Here is a 15608-nt window from a genome sequence, read left to right on the forward strand (position 1 = left end):
GGCCTGTTGACGGAGAGTGTTGTGAGCCAATCTGACCCCATGTTTGATCCCCAAATACCTAGCCCATGTTACGTATGTGAAGAAAGCAAGCTAGAAGAAAACCTTAAACTGATGCAGCGCGTACAGAATGAGTCTGGCGTTGATATTATTCTTGCGCTGAAAGGCTTTGCAATGTGGTCGACATTTGACTTGGTTGGCCAGTACCTCAAGGGGTGCACCGCCAGTTCCGTTTGGGAAGCACAACTTGCTCACGAATGCATGGGCAAAGAAGTGCATGCATACGCACCAGCGTATAAACCGCAAGATATTGAGGCTTTACTTCCACTCGTTAACCACATTTCATTTAACAGCTTAAGTCAGTGGCAACGCTATAAAGATCAGGTATTGGCAGCGAATATTTCCGCTGGTATTCGGGTTAATCCCGAGCATCGTGAAGCTGAAACAGAGCTTTACGATCCAAGCGCTCCGGGCTCACGTTTAGGTATTAAAGCCAGTACACTGGAAGGCCAAGATTTATCGGGCATCGAGGGCTTTCATGTTCACAATTTATGCGAATGCGACTCCTTTGCCGCCGAGCGCACGATAGCTGCGGTAGAAGAAAAATTCGCAAAATGGTTACCCAACCTTAAGTGGATAAACTTTGGTGGTGGGCACCTTATGACCCGCGAAGGCTACGATGTGGATCATCTGATTGGTACTTTAAAGGCATTCAAGCAGCGTCATCCTCACCTCAGCGTGATCATGGAACCTGGTTCAGCCGTTGCTTGGCAAACTGGCCCACTCATCGCAGAAGTGGTAGATATTGTAGAAAACAAAGAAAAAATCGCGATATTAGATATTTCAGCAACGGCACACATGCCAGACGTACTTGAAATGCCTTATCGCCCCGCGATTCGACACGCAGGGGAAGCTGGTGACAAAGCCTATGATTACAAAATTGGTGGTAATTCTTGTTTAGCGGGCGATGTTATTGACGTCTATAGCTTCGATCATGAATTACAAGTAGGTGAACGCATTGTCTTTGAAGATATGATCCACTACACCATGGTTAAAACTACGTTCTTTAATGGTGTTGGGCACCCGTCTATTGCAATCAAACGTAAAGATGGCAGAGTAGAGGTTGTTCGCAAATTTAACTTTCAAGATTTCAAAAGCCGCTTGTCTTAATCAAACTCAATTTATGGTACCGAGGGAGGATGAATAGTCTTAATTCCCCTCCCTCTAAACCTTCCCTATCGTGGTAAATACACGCCATTGATACGCGTCTCTTAGCGGCTTGACTCCATCAGACTTTTTTCTCGACCTTTTTTAATCAAATGCGCGAATTGGGTGTCAATAGGATAACGGCGTTTACTCCAACCTAATCGTACAATCACCATATCTTCAGAGGGAATGGCCATGACGATCTGAGAGCGGCTTCCCATCATCGCATAAGCATCCTCTGGCAACAGCGGCCAGCGTTTTGCTTCTCCGCCCGAGTTAAGCCACACCTGATAGCCATATCGGCGCTCATTGATACTGGCATTTGGCGTTTTCATTTGATGAGCAAACGCTGGTGAATATACTCGGTGTCCATTAATTTCGCCGTTATTTAACATCAACAAACCGAGCTTTGCCCAATCTCTTGAGGTGGCATATATGTAAGAACTACCTACAAATACTCCAGACGCGTCGACTTCAAATAACAAATGACGCAAGTTAAGTGGCGCAATTAACGTCTGGTGAAGGTACGCAAGATTAGCGGATAAGTCGCCCCCCGTATGGGCGTAAATGATACGCGACAATAAATTCGTGGTACCTGATGAATACGAAAAGTGTTTACCAGGCTCTCTTTCTAGTGGTGCGCGCATCGCAACGTCAGATGCACTAGGAGCATGGAACAACATATGCGTGGCATCGCTACCCGGGGCGTAGGTCTCATCAAACCCTAAACCTGATGTCATGGTCAATAAATCTTCAATATTTACATCTGCTCGCTCATCTTCCAGCCAAGATGTAAATAATTGATCATCGCGCAACGACAGTTGATTATTCATCACAAGATTACCTATCAACATGGCGGTTACGGATTTTCCCATCGACCAACCCAGTAACGGTGTGTTTTGGTCGATACCTTTTCCGTAGCTTTCTGCGACAATTTTTCCATTTTTGACAATAATTAGCGCACGCGTATGACGACCCGCAATGTTGTCATTACGGAGCATGGTATCCGTTAACGTCTGCCACGTTTTCGACGTAGTCGTTACTTCATGTCCTTGCGGCCATACTTGTTTTAGCTGTTGTTCCGCTGCGCCAACTGGTTGTAAAGGTTGAGCTCTTAGAGGCGCGTCGCCATTTTCAAGGGTACACCCAATACCATCGCGATATAGCGCGTTTTTTTCGCCCATTCCCCAAAGCGTTGCTGTGACACGTTTGTTGCCATCGTCGTAGCGCAGCTCTACTAAACGATTAGCTGAAGAATAACTGGCAAGGTCATTCATGATACGTTCGTGTGAGAAGTTTGAAATATACCGAGACGAGCATGCAATTTTGGCTCCAAGTCCGGTAGCCACACGTACAACATCAGGTAAATTCCAGAGGGGAATTCGCAAAAAGTAATACAAAGCGAAAGACAACACTAATACGATTGCGACAGAGAAATATAACAGCTTTTTCATTGACTTCCTTAGCGCGCTATCCACTCGTTATGTTGTTACGATTTATGTCGTATTTGTGCCTGTTCAACGTACCCTTCTGGTCGACGCCCTACAAACCGTTTGAACACGGTTGCAAAGCTTTGCTTAGAGAAGAAGCCTGCATCACGCGCAGCATCCATAAGTTTCTCGGCAGAAAGTAAACCGCTATCAATTGCCCGCTTTATAGCCCACACTCGATGACTATTAATAAAATCACAAAAGTTTAAGCCAGCCTCTTGCGCAATCGCCTGCATCAGATCTCGCTCACTCACATGTAAATGAGGAGACAAATCAGACACCGTTAAATCTGCGCGTCGATAGAGTTTTTCTCGTGTAACTACATCTTCAATCTGTTTAAACAGCGCCTTAGCCATTTCACGTTTATGAAGGTCGACATCTAAAGTAGGCAAATATTCCTCTTTTTCAGCCGCCGCCAGATGAACATATAGCCGCTTAACTAAAATAGCGCGAATTATGCTGATACCCATTAGAACACAACCAATATACGTCATCATCTGAATGTACTGAAACACGTAGTCTGCGCGTAATTCTGTAAAGAAGAAAAGCAAATAAAGCGACGACAATATCATCATGACAACCAGTGCCGGATACATCCACGCTAATTTTGTTTCTTCAGCATCAGAGTTGTGTGCGAATGCAGCCCGGTGATATGCCCTTACATAACGTATGGCGATCAAAGCACAAATAGCTTGTAACACACTCGCATACAAATAGATCTCAGTGAGGCTATCAGCCAAAACTAAAATTAAAAAGGCAGGAACCAATGATAAAGTTCCGTGTAGATGTTTGACCGAGCGGCCATAAACCAAAAACTGGGTCAGCAGCAACATCACTGGCCCCAGTAATAGAAATAACGCTATCTGCCACTGTACTTGCGCAGACCATTCCCCAAAATTTTGCAGCATACTTTTTGTTCTTTTATTGACTATGCATTCGCCAGTGTAAAACAAAACCACATGCTAGCATACTGATTTAAAACATAATTCTCTCTTAAAGGTAAAAACTGTACTTTAGTCTTTACCTTGCAGAGCTAATCCCCGTTGATACAACGCGTTCTTTTTAACAGTATAGTGGGTTGCCACAATCGCTGCTGCCTTTTTTAAAGGCAAACTGTCACACAATAGCAGAAGCAACGACTCCGCCTCTTCAGGAATGTCCGACTCTTCATTTTCAACACCCGCCACCATCAATACAAATTCGCCTCTTTGATGGTTAGGATCACGTTGCAACCACGACAATACATTTTGAGCCTCATCGGCATAAAAAGTTTCAAAGGTCTTGGTTAACTCTTTTGCTACTACCAATTGCCTGTCAGCGCCTAGCACCTCAGATATCATAGACACGGTATCCTCTATACGCCTTGGCGATTCGTAGAAGATAGTGGTAGCCGTTTGCTTGATTAAGCGGGATAAAGCATGTTCTTTTGCTTGCTGTTTAACAGGCAAAAAGCCCTCAAATATAAATTTATCGGTGGCTAACCCAGCTGCACACAAAGCAGTAATGGCTGCACATGCGCCAGGAATAGGTACGACCTTCACTCCAGCGTCTCGACAATAGTTAACAAGGGTATAACCCGGATCGCTAATTAACGGTGTTCCCGCATCAGAAATAAGTGCGACATTCTCTCCATTGCGCATGCGTTCCACGAGCTGCTTTCCACGCTGCGCTTCATTATGATCATGTAATGAAATGAGCTTGGTAGAAATCTCATATTGTTGAAGTAGCTTTTGACTATGCCGTGTGTCTTCTGCCGCTATAACATCCACGTCTTTAAGAATACGTAACGCACGCTGCGTAATATCTTCCAGATTGCCAATAGGGGTAGCAACAATATACAGTGTTCCAACGTCCTGCACGATCAGACGTACCTTTTTTTGAGTTAATCTTCGTGACATTTTAAACTAGTGCCATACAAATAGGTGGGATTATTTTTGTGAAAAGTATTTTTAACTGGATTGGCATCGTAGCACTAAGCATTTTTCTCGTTGCCTGTGGCTCTGCACCTAAACCCAAAGCCGTATCTCAACCTGTAGAAAAACAACCAAAGACAGTTGTGAAAGCAGCAAAAACACCATCAGACCTAATACGAGACGCTGAAGTTACCTTTATGCAAACTGGGAGTACGCTTCAACGTAACCTCCTCTTGCTAAAAGCTGCCGATTTATATGCTCAGGACAGCCAATGCAAAGAAGCAAAAACGATCATTTCAACGTTGTTGCCTGAAATGTCTGATAAAGATGAACGCACCTATGCCTTTGTTATTCTCGCAGAATGTTTAATTCGTACCTCTCCTGTCGACTATAAAATATTGTCAGCATACATTGATAACATGACACCGCATTCGGAATATCGGGGAAGAGTGAATGCACTACACGCTCGTCTTCATCTGCATCAGACTGCATGGCTAGATGCTGCCAATGCTTTTGACAAAAGTGACTTACCCGACACCGAACGTGCAATAAATATATGGAATGCATTATTACAACTTTCGTTAGCTGATTTAGAGGAGGCCTCTCTGCGCGCGCGTAATTTACGTTCTTATTTGCAGTTAGCCATTATCGTAAGACAATATGCCTTGAACCCAGTCCACTTACAGGCAGCCATAAACGATTGGCAAAATCGGCACCTCCAACACCCATTGGCAACCAATCCTCCTCCCGTATTAGCTAAATTGCTCGAGACCCCAACTGTCGACACATCTAGAATCAGCATTCTATTGCCGCTAACGGGTCGCTTGAGCCAGCAAGGGCAAGCAATAAAAGAGGGGATCATGGCTGCGTATTTTCAAGACGCATCTTCAAATGTAAATGTCGCTACGCTACCGGTGCTTACTTTTGTCGATACAAACACATACGATGAAGAAAACTCATCCGAACTGATAGCTAATTCGTCTGTCATTATTGGCCCATTATTAAAGGAAAATATTCGCCGAGTGCTTCCTAGTTTAACAAGCGAGGTGACCCTGCTTGCCCTGAACAGAATAGACACAGAGATACCCTCTAGATCTAACATCACATTCAATGAAAATAACGCTTTAGATACCACGGAAACTCATCCAAACGTTGCCCAACCTTTGTCTACTAATAGCCAATATTATTTTGCACTTGCTCCAGAGGACGAAGCCGTTCAACTGGCAAAAAAGGTTAAAAAAACGGGGGCTAAATTTCCTGTAGTTGTGGCTCACGATAGTGCGACCGCACGACGAATGGCTGACACGTTTATATCGTCATGGAAACACTTTGAAACCAAAGATCAATCTACTCCGTTGGTCACCTATTTTAATGACAACGACCAGCTTCGTGAAGGTATAACATCCATACTCGACGTCGCGCAAAGTAAGGCAAGAATTAAGCAAATTGAAAACTTGGTTCGCAAAGAGCTACATTCGGTTCCCAGGAACCGCAGAGATATTGACGCCATCATTGTATTTGCAGACCCCAAACAAACTGAGTTATTAAACCCAATTATTGAATCTAGCCTTAGCCCGTTTAACAGAAAAGTGGTTCCTGTCTTTGCATCCTCAAGAAGCTATAGCCAACAATTGAATCAAAATAGCCTCAGAGATCTCAAAAACCTGACTTTTACTGATATGCCCTGGATGTTACCCTCTCACCGCTGGTCAGATTTACAGCAAGAAGCGCAAGCTCTGTGGCCGCAACGAAATGATACCTTACAGCGGCTGTTTGCTTTAGGTTATGATGCTTACACGATCAGCCCCTATTTACATCATCTCCGACTTACCCCCAATCAATCAATTCAGGGATTAACCGGAGAGCTCAAAATAAACCCGCAGGGAGTGATTTATCGAACACTCCCTTATGCACAAATAAACAATAACGAGGTGCAAAGGATTGCCAGCGACTAAAGGATTATGGTCGAAACTACGAGGCTATGCGGCAGAATCGTCTGCAAGGCGTTATTTGGAAGGACAAGGACTCAACTTCATCCAGAAAAATTATCTGTGTCGGCAAGGTGAAATAGATTTAATCATGCAGGATGGTGCAGAATGGGTCTTTGTTGAGGTAAAATTCAGGCATAATCAGCAACATGGTCGTGCCGAAGAATACTTTCACGCGAATAAGCGCCGTAAGTTTGAGAAAGCGGTTCTTCACTTTTTGCATAGCAAGCATATCAATCCGGCTCATGTACCATTTAGAATTGATGTGGTTGCCATTAACAAAGACCAGCTGTCATGGTTTAAGTGCGTTTAGCCAGACATTACATATTATGAGATAGTTATGATAGAACAAATCAAAGCCAACTTTACAGAAAGTATTCAAACAAAAATTGCAGCCAGTGAAATCCTTCCTGAAGCGATAGATAGCGCTGCACAAATGATGGTAGCCGCACTGATTCGCGGTAACAAGATTCTCTCTTGTGGCAATGGCGGTTCAGCCGGCGACGCGCAACACTTTTCATCAGAGCTGCTTAACCGTTATGAAAGAGACCGCCCAAGCTTACCTGCCATGGCGTTAACTACCGACACGTCAACACTGACTTCTATTGCAAATGACTACAGCTATGATGAAGTGTTCTCTAAGCAAGTTCGTGCACTCGGTCAGCCTGGCGATATTTTACTCGCGATTTCTACCAGTGGTAATTCTCGTAATGTGATCCATGCAATGGAGGCGGCGCTCAGCAGAGATATGACCATCGTGGCATTAACAGGAAAAGACGGCGGTGAAATGGCAGGGTTACTTGGTCCAAACGACGTCGAAATTCGTGTACCATCAAACCGTACAGCACGCATCCAAGAAGTACACCTATTGGTTATTCACAATTTATGTGAATGCATCGACGATAGCCTGTTTCCAGAGAATCTAGATGACGCATAAGGGTAAAGATAATGCAAATCACGTTCAGCAAATATAAGCTGATTGCACTGTTTGTTGCCTTAGGCCTGCTGCAAGGCTGCGCCGCTGTCGTGGTTGGCGCAGGACTTGGCGCCGCATCAGTTGCCCACGATCGGCGCACAGTAGGAACGCAACTAGATGACAAAACCCTTGCCGGAAAAGTCATTGCGCGATTAGCTAAAAATAAAGCACTTGAAGAAGGTGCGAATATCAATGTGCTGGTATTTAACGGCGTATTATTGCTTACAGGGCAAGCTCCTACCGAGTCTTTGAGAGCCGAAGCGCATAAAATTGCCGCTGCCGTACCTCATATCAAAAAGACCCACAATTTGATTAGAATTGGGCATCCAATCGCGCCATCGACTGCGGCTCACGATGTATGGTTGGCATCTAAAGTCAGAGCGCAGCTTTTAACAGATAAGCGCATTGATGGTCTGCATATCAGCATCACAGTTGAAGACTCTGAAGTGTTTCTCATGGGATTGGTTAAATCTAATGAAGCCAACGTAGCGGTAGATATAGTAAGAAACATCAACGGCGTCACCCAAGTGGTCAAAGCCTTTGAGTATTTGTGAGGCCGCGGAAAATCATGCGGCAAAAAAAGCGGAGCTGAGACAGCCAAATTTTATAGCAATGTCCCATCTACAGAGATGTTAAAATTTTATTAACTCTCTGTAGATAATCTAATTTTTCAAGTGAATCGATTCGTGCATATTATCACATCAAATAGATTTTTCATCTACTCAAGAAATGATTGAATTTCTATCAGACACTACATTAAGGCGAAAACTAACACCCTTTCTTTAAAACGCACTTCAAGTTGACAAGTGTATTATTTCAACCATTTCAAATCTAGAGTATTTTAAAAAATATAACATATATCATATACAATCTAAAACTCTCAACTTTACATTTGTAACTTCAGTATAAGAATGATAAATTCCCTGCGCCGTTGAAGCATCATCGGCATTAAATTTTTAAAAACTGGATTAATTATGGATAATATAAAAACCTTAGCATGGAATAAATGCGACTCAGCTTTTATCACGTTCTTTGCATTATTTTTCTCATGTCTTTTTCCATCCAACTCTTACGCAATAAATGATGAGTTAGAGTACTGTGATACAGGAAGTTCAAGCTATGATGAGGCTATATGCGAAGAGGTGGAGAGCTACTATGAACATATAACGGTTATTGGTCAGCGACCTCCTTCTACGGGCCCAGTATATTTACCTGTTGTTGTTGTCGGAGGTTCTCAGGGATCAGGAGGAATTGGAGTAAGTTCAGGCGGACCTGGATTAGGTTCAGCGGAGAGGCAGAGGGAGAAATGTCTAGAAACAGCACAAGATCTATATGGACCTTGCTATAGTAAACGAGAGAATGCATCAATCGTTGCTTTTGAAGTGTGTGCGGGCCTAGCCGCTTTCCTTCCCAGTAATGCTCTTAGAGTATCGGCCGTTGCAGCTTGCGGATATACCCGCAGAGAAGCCAGTACTGATAACCAAAATTACTGTTTAGGCGAAGTCGCCGATGCACAGGGAAGGTGTTAACCTTTAGTTATAAAAGGTGGCTCGTATATTATGCGTAGCCACTTAAGCATGGAAAGTATATGAAAAAGTATATTTTAATTCTTATGATCTTGGTTTTTATTGGTATCTTTCATCATCTATACAATACGCCGACCAGCCAAAAAAAACTAGATGATAAAGCTCTTACGGTTGGTAAAGCTACTACAATTGATGAACAGTATTTTTTTGAACCTTTATCAAACCTACCAATAAACAATGACATCGATAAAAACGATTATTTTTGCGAAAAATATCTTTATAAACTTTCAATATCTAAGGGTAAAATTAATGAAGTCACAAATGCAATTATTGAAATAATAGTCTCTAACTATATAAAATATGGAGATGATAAAGTAATAGATTTTTCGTCTTTATTAAGTGGAGTAGGAGTAAATAAATCTCGTGCAATTCGATACGATAATGTGAAATTATTCTCAAACTTCCAAACACTCAGTAATCGTTTGCCCACAGCTACTCCCAAAAGTATGTATTTACTAAACCAGAAATTTAATAACGCCTCACTCAAAAGCTTAACGAGCGAAATAAAAAAGAAATCTTTAGAGAAAAATGCTCTCTACCTTTCAAATGGAAAACTTAAAACCCTACTCAGCTATATTATAGAAAGATATCATTCATCAGCCGAATTTGATATAGATATCCTTATTGATTTAAACTTCGATATTACCGAGTTTGATCTAAAAGTTGCCACATCAAACAATTTACCAAAGTTACATTTAGAAAAACTATATAACGCAAGTACCGTAGACGCAAATTTTATTTTTACTGATAATTTAGTGTATGAATCTCTTGCAACAGTCGCTCTAAAATCAGGAAGTTATGAAAATACGATATTTTGGAAAAATTACGGCAGCTCACTTACTCCTGACATATTTAATTTAAAATTATTAACCAGTTTGGAAGAAATATATCCACCAAATGAAATCAAAAACATTCTTAGGGAGTCACTTAGCGAGACGTTTTCATTTAACGAATATACTCGACTTATTACTAAATATAATTTTTCAGAATTTGACTTGAAGAATATCACTATAATTGATAGTCTGGATAGTGTTCTTGATGAGAAGCAGATCATTCAGTCTCATGAAATAAAAAATGATGTATTTAGTTATTTAGTTAATACGCTTTTACCAAAGTTTGATACAAAAAATAAATGTTTTGAACCATTAGGAAAAAGATTAGCCGAGTATGTATTTTCAAATTACAAATCGAAACCCAACATAGTAGAAAAACATGCAAACTTATATACAAATAAAGATTTTAGTTCAGAGATATTTGAAGCTGAGCTGAAATATGATGACTCCAAGATAATAGAACAAACTTTATCCGCTCTTGGAGATTTAGAAGGAAAACGAGCGGTTCACCAATACAGAAAAACTGTACGTAAAAAATTAGTAGAGGGCATAGAGAAAGAGATTGAAGAAAACGATGAGCTTAAAGCGTTAAGCTATATTATAGAAGAGGCAATCAAACTTGCCCAAAAAGGTTTATGGTCTGAGGCTATCCAACTGCTTAATAATAGCGGCCTCGAGGACAATACGGCTTATGACACGTTAATTTATATAGCTTTGTCACATAAAGCGCCGATAGAAGTTATGCTCGATCTTCTTGAAAAGGGAGCAACTTTACCTCTAGATTCAAACCGCATTCTAATAGCTACAAATAATGTCAAAGCAGCAGAAGCTCTTTTGGAACATGGCTTAAATTTGGGTTTTTCTCAAGCTCCATTGTTTGAACCTATTACCTTTGCCGTAAGCGTAGAATCCTTAGAGATGCTAAAGTTTTTACTTTCAAATGGGGTGAGCGTACCAAAGATTGAATTGGGTTTCGACCCGTTACTAATAGTGTTGGATAATTTCAATATATCTTTCTCAGAGCCTGAATATATAGAGGTATTACTTTTTGCTGGAAACCCAGTTAATCACAGCCACTATAAGATGGTTGAAGAAATGAAATCTATAGATCCTATTTCATATCAATATATCAGCAACTACTTCCCAGAGTTAATTTATTAGATTTTTAAGGAGAGTGACTATGTACTTCAAGGATTTTTCTAGGCGAGACTTAATAGAATATGTAGCTGTGGGTTCATTACTTTTTGTGCTAGTCGGATTTGTAGATTTGAGCCTACCAACTATTATACTGAGTATTTTACTAGCATACACTCACGAACAGACCATTAAACAGAGAATCCAAATAAGAAAATTAAACGTCAATATTGAAAAGAATTCAGAATAACTTCAATACACTCTATTTTGAGGCTCTAATTGATCTTTGAGACAGTCTATCACTGCATCTCCTGTATATGGGATGCAGTGATATAAAAACTGACTAAATGTGAAGCACCCCCTAACCTCTTGTTCACTTCCCAATTAGACATCAGCCTTTTGAATTTGCGCAACAACCGGTAATTTTTGTGGGGTACGCCGCCAGTGCCACATGGGCCTTTTATAGATGCTGTAGTGCTCAAGTCTTTTTGGGCTACAAGTTTATAGTTAGTCCAGTATCGACTTTGAGATTCATTAGGTGCTAATCAACCATTGTATGAATGCGGCCTTAGCCAATTTTAATAAACAAGAATATAATCACCGAAACGTTGTTTGGCGTCGGTAAAGTTACGGTAGCTTATTGTTGGTACCCATTCTGTTTTCAGGCTTCTAAAGAACAACCCCATAAGGCTGTTACCCCAACAGTTTCCACGCCGACTCATGCTTTGGGTAATTCTATAGCGCCATATCAATTGCCAGAATTTGCGAATGGTATAGTGACTGCCCTAGTCGCTGTGAAACATTACGTTCTTAGGCTGGCCACGATATTCAAATACCATTGTGAGAGCCTAACAGGTCAAATTGCTGTCAGGCGAATAACTCATTGTCCAACCGACTGGTTTACGAACAAAAAAATCAATCACAGCTGCCAGATAGGCCCAGCGATCGCTCGTCAAAGTAAAGCGTACATCGCCACACCATACCTGATTCGGTGCCGTTACGACGAAATTGTCAATCCAGCAAGCTCGGAATAGCGACATGCTCTTGTGTAGCCATTTTATATGGCACATTTTGGCAGCTGGCAACTAACAAGCTTCAAAATTCTCATCAACCGCCCTACGCAATTTTGAGACAAGGTAATATCATGCGATTCGTCGTTCGTAACAATATCCGCCACCGCTCTGGCTCCTGCGGAGACGTTATTCTGGCGATGCGCCTCTTGCACCAAACTGCGAAGTCTGAGGGCTTCTGAAGATGGCCACTTATCTTGTTTTTGCCAGTATTTGTATGTGCTTCGATGACATCCAGTACCTAACAGAGTGTTGGTTTTTACTACTCTGACTCAGTATCTCTGCTTAACACGAGTGTTTCATAGAGTCCAACATCAATAGAGCGGAAGCCTTTTTAAAGTGTCCATTTATTGTTCAAGTCGTACGATTTGTTTCTCTAAATCACGTATCTCTCGTTGTTCAACTGTCATTGGAGAAGCATGCGGCGTCTTTCCTGCACGTTCTTCACATAACTGCTTTACCCACTTTCCAATCGTGGAATAGCCGACACCCATTGCTACAGATGCTTCTTTATTGCTGTAACCTTGATCAGCAACTAATTGTGCAGTCTCAAGGAAAGCGTTCTGAATTCAGGAGTGAAATTGGAGCCTTTCTTCTTTGCCAATTCGGCATCTAAATTTTGCTTTGCTGCCATAATAACAGCTCTAATCAGGTGGTCAAATCAACTATGCCACCACATGCGCAACTAACTGGAATTCTTTCATAAGATAGGCTGCAAGGCAACCTTAAAGCTCCCCTAACTATTTAATCCTTGCCATTTTTCTCAGTTCAGGGAGACCAGTAATTAAAAACCAGCAAATAATTACAAGCGGATAGAGATAACATTAATACCTTAATCCTATATCGCGAGGAAATTCACATCGCCTAAGCCATAGAAAACCTAACAGTGAGATTCGCAACCCACAATAAAACGTAAGCTATACACCTTTGATGCCGTAAATAAAAAGCTGATTAACCATGTTATTTGAAGTGCGTCAAAAAAAATTGCAATACCTATATGAACTGGCGACAAGCGATGAGCCGTTTTATGATTGAATTTGAAAAACGGCTCACCGCTCATGTTTAACACTGGCAGATACACCGAATCTGTTACAGGGTCAATAAAAGTGGTTTGTAGTAGTTAAATAAGCTTTTTAGGAAATGCCGACATATCTCGGCTCAGCCATTTTGCATCAAAGAGCAACGAATCCACCTCTTTTTGAGCTTTATTAATCTCTCTGTCCGACATGTTTTGATAGAGCTTAAAGTAGTCGGCATTGATTTTGGCTTGCTGCTCATCTCTTGCGCTATATAACCCTTGCCAAATTGCTGCCTTTAATTTATCGCCTTTATTCAAATAGTACCCAACATAAAACTCATACACTCTAGGCTGAATATCGGATATCACGTCAGCGCGCTTAAGTGCTTTTTTCGCGTAAGTTCTCGCCCTTTCTGGACTTTCAGCTGCAAACTCCATCATCAACGCTACAAACACATCGGTATGGACCTGCTTCACCATATCTACACCGTTCATCATTGACTCCAGATAATCACGCTTCTGGGTCTTCTTCCATAACCAAAGATTAACTTCAGGTCTTACAATTCCATTTGTTTCTTTGATGATCTGCTTCTGCATTTCGGGAATATTGACGATGGTTTGCATCTGCGACTGCTTATCTTTTTTGCGCCGAATATTCTCAGAAATATACGCATCCTCTAAACAGACTTTATATTTATCAAGCGTAGATAGCGCTTCGTAAGCACTTAAGGATGACTGTTTCTCTCTATGAATAGCTAAAGCTTTAATCGTGTCACTACGTGGAATAGTGCATAGCGCACCAGAATGGGTAGAGTCGCAAATATCGCCATATTCATCACAGATTGTCCAGATAGAGCTTTCTGACACAGGTTGCTTTTCACAGCCTTGTAAAAGCACTAGCAAACTAATCAATATGAGCAGTGGGTTTACCACTGATTTTTGCTTAATTAAATCCATAATCCTCAATCTTGACAGCGATATATTCAGGAATCTTCAAAAGTATATCAGAACTAATTAAGATTGAAGCTTGTTTCGTAGACAATACTCAGAGCCACCTTTTTTCTATTCTGGCAAGAGGGCATCGTAGACGGGTCCACAAAAGCGTTTGTTAGATAGAGCAAATATTATAGGACTGGCAGAAAAAAGACGCCGAAGCGTCTTTTTATTTTACAATCTTAAGGGTCGGTTTTCCTTTAGGACGTGGAGGCGCTCCTTCAGGTGCCGATGTTTCAGAAGTGATGTTAACCCCCGACGAAGTCTCAGATGATGCCTTGGGCGAAGTCTCGGATGAAGTCTCGGATGAAGTCTCCGACGAGGTCTCGGGCAACGCATCAATCGTACCCTCGGCCTCATCATAATCTTCCGGCGTAAATACCGTACCAGCACCATTCTCACGCGCGTAAATAGCAAGTACTGCGCGATATGGAACGCAAAGTGAACGGGCTACACCACCAAATCGGGCTTCAAACGTGATGTCCACATTCCCCATATTCAACTTTACGCACGCGCCTGTAGAGATGTTTAAGACGATTTGACCGTCTTTCACATGCTCTTGAGGGACGAGCGTGCCAGATATCGTTGCATCTACAACAATATAGGGCGTTAGGTCGTTATCAACGATCCACTCATAAAAAGCACGCAGTAGATAAGGTTGATTTGATGTCATTTTAAATGAGGACATGGCGCAATCTTACAATGGATCTCGAATCTCTCTTTCTTGGTCAGTCAATGACGCTTTGAAAGAGTTTCGATCAAAAATTCGGCTCATGTAACCATGAATTTCTTTGCTACCATTGCCTGTTAACTCGATACCTAGCAACGGCAAACGCCAAAGTAGCGGTGCCAAGTAACAATCAACTAAGCTAAACTCTTCACTCATAAAATATGGTGTTTCAGCAAAAAGTGGTGCAATGCTCAACAGCCCTTCACGTAATTCTGAGCGCGCAGTGTCAACGTCACCTTCTTTCTTAAGTACTTTTTCTGCTAACACGTACCAGTCATTTTGGATACGATGCATCATCAAACGACTCTGACCACGAGAAACCGGATAAACAGGCATCAATGGAGGATGCGGAAAGCGCTCATCCAAATATTCCATAATGATATGAGAGTTGTACAATACCAACTCACGATCAACCAATGTAGGTACCGTACCATAAGGATTAAGATCAATCAGATCTTCAGGCAGGTTATTTGGATCTGTGTAGCTGATTTCTACGCCTACCCCTTTCTCAGCAAGAACAATTCTTACTTGGTGACTATAAATGTCTGACGTGTCCGAAAACAGAGTCATGATAGAGCGTTTATTTGCGGCTACAGCCATTAACTATCCTCCAGGAACTGTGTCATCCTCGTTTTACGTTATCGACAATATTAAGCCGACCCACCTTGGAATAT

General features: G+C 41.6%; 13 protein-coding genes and 1 pseudogene. 7 read left to right on the forward strand and 7 right to left on the reverse strand.

The window, feature by feature from the left end:
• The first annotated feature begins 39 nt into the window (after nucleotides 1-39).
• A complete protein-coding gene (gene nspC, locus OE749_RS02255; RefSeq protein WP_263710975.1) occupies nucleotides 40-1167 on the forward strand; it encodes a carboxynorspermidine decarboxylase in 1128 nt (375 codons plus the stop codon).
• A gap of 101 nt (nucleotides 1168-1268) precedes the next feature.
• Here nspC and OE749_RS02260 read toward each other — a convergent pair whose 3' ends face one another.
• The 3 genes from OE749_RS02260 to rsmI all read right to left on the reverse strand — a co-directional run bounded on the left by OE749_RS02260 (nucleotide 1269) and on the right by rsmI (nucleotide 4552).
• Nucleotides 1269-2657, reverse strand: a complete 1389-nt coding sequence (locus tag OE749_RS02260) for a serine hydrolase domain-containing protein (RefSeq protein ID WP_263710717.1) — start codon at nucleotides 2655-2657, stop codon at nucleotides 1269-1271.
• A gap of 35 nt (nucleotides 2658-2692) precedes the next feature.
• Nucleotides 2693-3601 (reverse strand): helix-turn-helix domain-containing protein, encoded by a 909-nt coding sequence (locus tag OE749_RS02265; protein ID WP_263710718.1) that lies wholly within the window; start codon nucleotides 3599-3601, stop codon nucleotides 2693-2695.
• Between the two features lie 105 nt (nucleotides 3602-3706).
• Nucleotides 3707-4552: a 16S rRNA (cytidine(1402)-2'-O)-methyltransferase gene (gene rsmI, locus OE749_RS02270; protein WP_263710719.1), complete on the reverse strand. Its 846-nt coding sequence runs from the start codon at nucleotides 4550-4552 to the stop codon at nucleotides 3707-3709.
• Nucleotides 4553-4629: 77 nt separating this feature from the next.
• Between rsmI and OE749_RS02275 the strand changes: the two genes are divergently transcribed.
• From OE749_RS02275 to OE749_RS02300, 6 genes are all read left to right on the forward strand, one after another.
• Nucleotides 4630-6561 carry a penicillin-binding protein activator gene (locus OE749_RS02275; RefSeq protein WP_263710720.1) on the forward strand — a complete coding sequence of 644 codons (1932 nt, stop codon included), beginning with the start codon at nucleotides 4630-4632 and terminating at the stop codon, nucleotides 6559-6561.
• Complete coding sequence (locus tag OE749_RS02280) at nucleotides 6548-6907, forward strand: YraN family protein (protein WP_263710721.1); 360 nt, start codon at nucleotides 6548-6550, stop codon at nucleotides 6905-6907. Before OE749_RS02275 ends, OE749_RS02280 begins: the two co-directional genes overlap by 14 nt.
• A gap of 27 nt (nucleotides 6908-6934) precedes the next feature.
• On the forward strand, nucleotides 6935-7531 hold the full coding sequence (locus tag OE749_RS02285; RefSeq protein WP_263710722.1) for a phosphoheptose isomerase: 597 nt from the start codon (nucleotides 6935-6937) through the stop codon (nucleotides 7529-7531).
• A gap of 11 nt (nucleotides 7532-7542) precedes the next feature.
• Nucleotides 7543-8124, forward strand: a complete 582-nt coding sequence (locus tag OE749_RS02290; protein ID WP_263710723.1) for a BON domain-containing protein — start codon at nucleotides 7543-7545, stop codon at nucleotides 8122-8124.
• 420 nt (nucleotides 8125-8544) lie between these two features.
• Nucleotides 8545-9099: a hypothetical protein gene (locus OE749_RS02295; RefSeq protein WP_263710724.1), complete on the forward strand. Its 555-nt coding sequence runs from the start codon at nucleotides 8545-8547 to the stop codon at nucleotides 9097-9099.
• A 59-nt stretch (nucleotides 9100-9158) separates the two neighbouring features.
• Nucleotides 9159-11150, forward strand: coding sequence for a hypothetical protein (locus OE749_RS02300; RefSeq protein WP_263710725.1), 1992 nt, complete (start codon nucleotides 9159-9161; stop codon nucleotides 11148-11150).
• A 518-nt stretch (nucleotides 11151-11668) separates the two neighbouring features.
• On the opposite strand, the pseudogene OE749_RS02305 reads toward OE749_RS02300, so the two are convergent.
• The 4 genes and pseudogenes from OE749_RS02305 to sspA all read right to left on the reverse strand — a co-directional run bounded on the left by OE749_RS02305 (nucleotide 11669) and on the right by sspA (nucleotide 15534).
• Nucleotides 11669-12762 (reverse strand): annotated as a pseudogene (locus OE749_RS02305) (IS3 family transposase).
• Between the two features lie 551 nt (nucleotides 12763-13313).
• Nucleotides 13314-14168 carry a DUF2989 domain-containing protein gene (locus OE749_RS02310; protein ID WP_263710726.1) on the reverse strand — a complete coding sequence of 285 codons (855 nt, stop codon included), beginning with the start codon at nucleotides 14166-14168 and terminating at the stop codon, nucleotides 13314-13316.
• 205 nt (nucleotides 14169-14373) lie between these two features.
• Nucleotides 14374-14877: a ClpXP protease specificity-enhancing factor gene (locus tag OE749_RS02315; RefSeq protein ID WP_404828115.1), complete on the reverse strand. Its 504-nt coding sequence runs from the start codon at nucleotides 14875-14877 to the stop codon at nucleotides 14374-14376.
• A gap of 24 nt (nucleotides 14878-14901) precedes the next feature.
• Complete coding sequence (gene sspA / locus OE749_RS02320) at nucleotides 14902-15534, reverse strand: stringent starvation protein SspA (RefSeq protein ID WP_263710728.1); 633 nt, start codon at nucleotides 15532-15534, stop codon at nucleotides 14902-14904.
• Between the last annotated feature and the right edge of the window lie 74 nt (nucleotides 15535-15608).

Origin of the sequence: Fluctibacter corallii (assembly GCF_025751585.1) — a bacterium.
In the GTDB taxonomy this organism is placed as follows: Bacteria; Pseudomonadota; Gammaproteobacteria; order Enterobacterales; family Alteromonadaceae; genus Fluctibacter_A; species Fluctibacter_A corallii.

Excerpts from the sequence above, each read along its gene's own strand:
- nspC (WP_263710975.1), top strand. The coding sequence starts at position 40 with ATGTTTGATCCCCAAATACCTAGCCCATGTTACGTATGTGAAGAAAGC.
- OE749_RS02260 (WP_263710717.1), bottom strand. The coding sequence starts at position 2,657 with ATGAAAAAGCTGTTATATTTCTCTGTCGCAATCGTATTAGTGTTGTCT.
- OE749_RS02265 (WP_263710718.1), bottom strand. The coding sequence starts at position 3,601 with ATGCTGCAAAATTTTGGGGAATGGTCTGCGCAAGTACAGTGGCAGATA.
- OE749_RS02285 (WP_263710722.1), top strand. The coding sequence starts at position 6,935 with ATGATAGAACAAATCAAAGCCAACTTTACAGAAAGTATTCAAACAAAA.
- OE749_RS02290 (WP_263710723.1), top strand. The coding sequence starts at position 7,543 with ATGCAAATCACGTTCAGCAAATATAAGCTGATTGCACTGTTTGTTGCC.
- OE749_RS02295 (WP_263710724.1), top strand. The coding sequence starts at position 8,545 with ATGGATAATATAAAAACCTTAGCATGGAATAAATGCGACTCAGCTTTT.
- OE749_RS02300 (WP_263710725.1), top strand. The coding sequence starts at position 9,159 with ATGAAAAAGTATATTTTAATTCTTATGATCTTGGTTTTTATTGGTATC.
- OE749_RS02310 (WP_263710726.1), bottom strand. The coding sequence starts at position 14,168 with ATGGATTTAATTAAGCAAAAATCAGTGGTAAACCCACTGCTCATATTG.
- OE749_RS02315 (WP_404828115.1), bottom strand. The coding sequence starts at position 14,877 with ATGACATCAAATCAACCTTATCTACTGCGTGCTTTTTATGAGTGGATC.
- sspA (WP_263710728.1), bottom strand. The coding sequence starts at position 15,534 with ATGGCTGTAGCCGCAAATAAACGCTCTATCATGACTCTGTTTTCGGAC.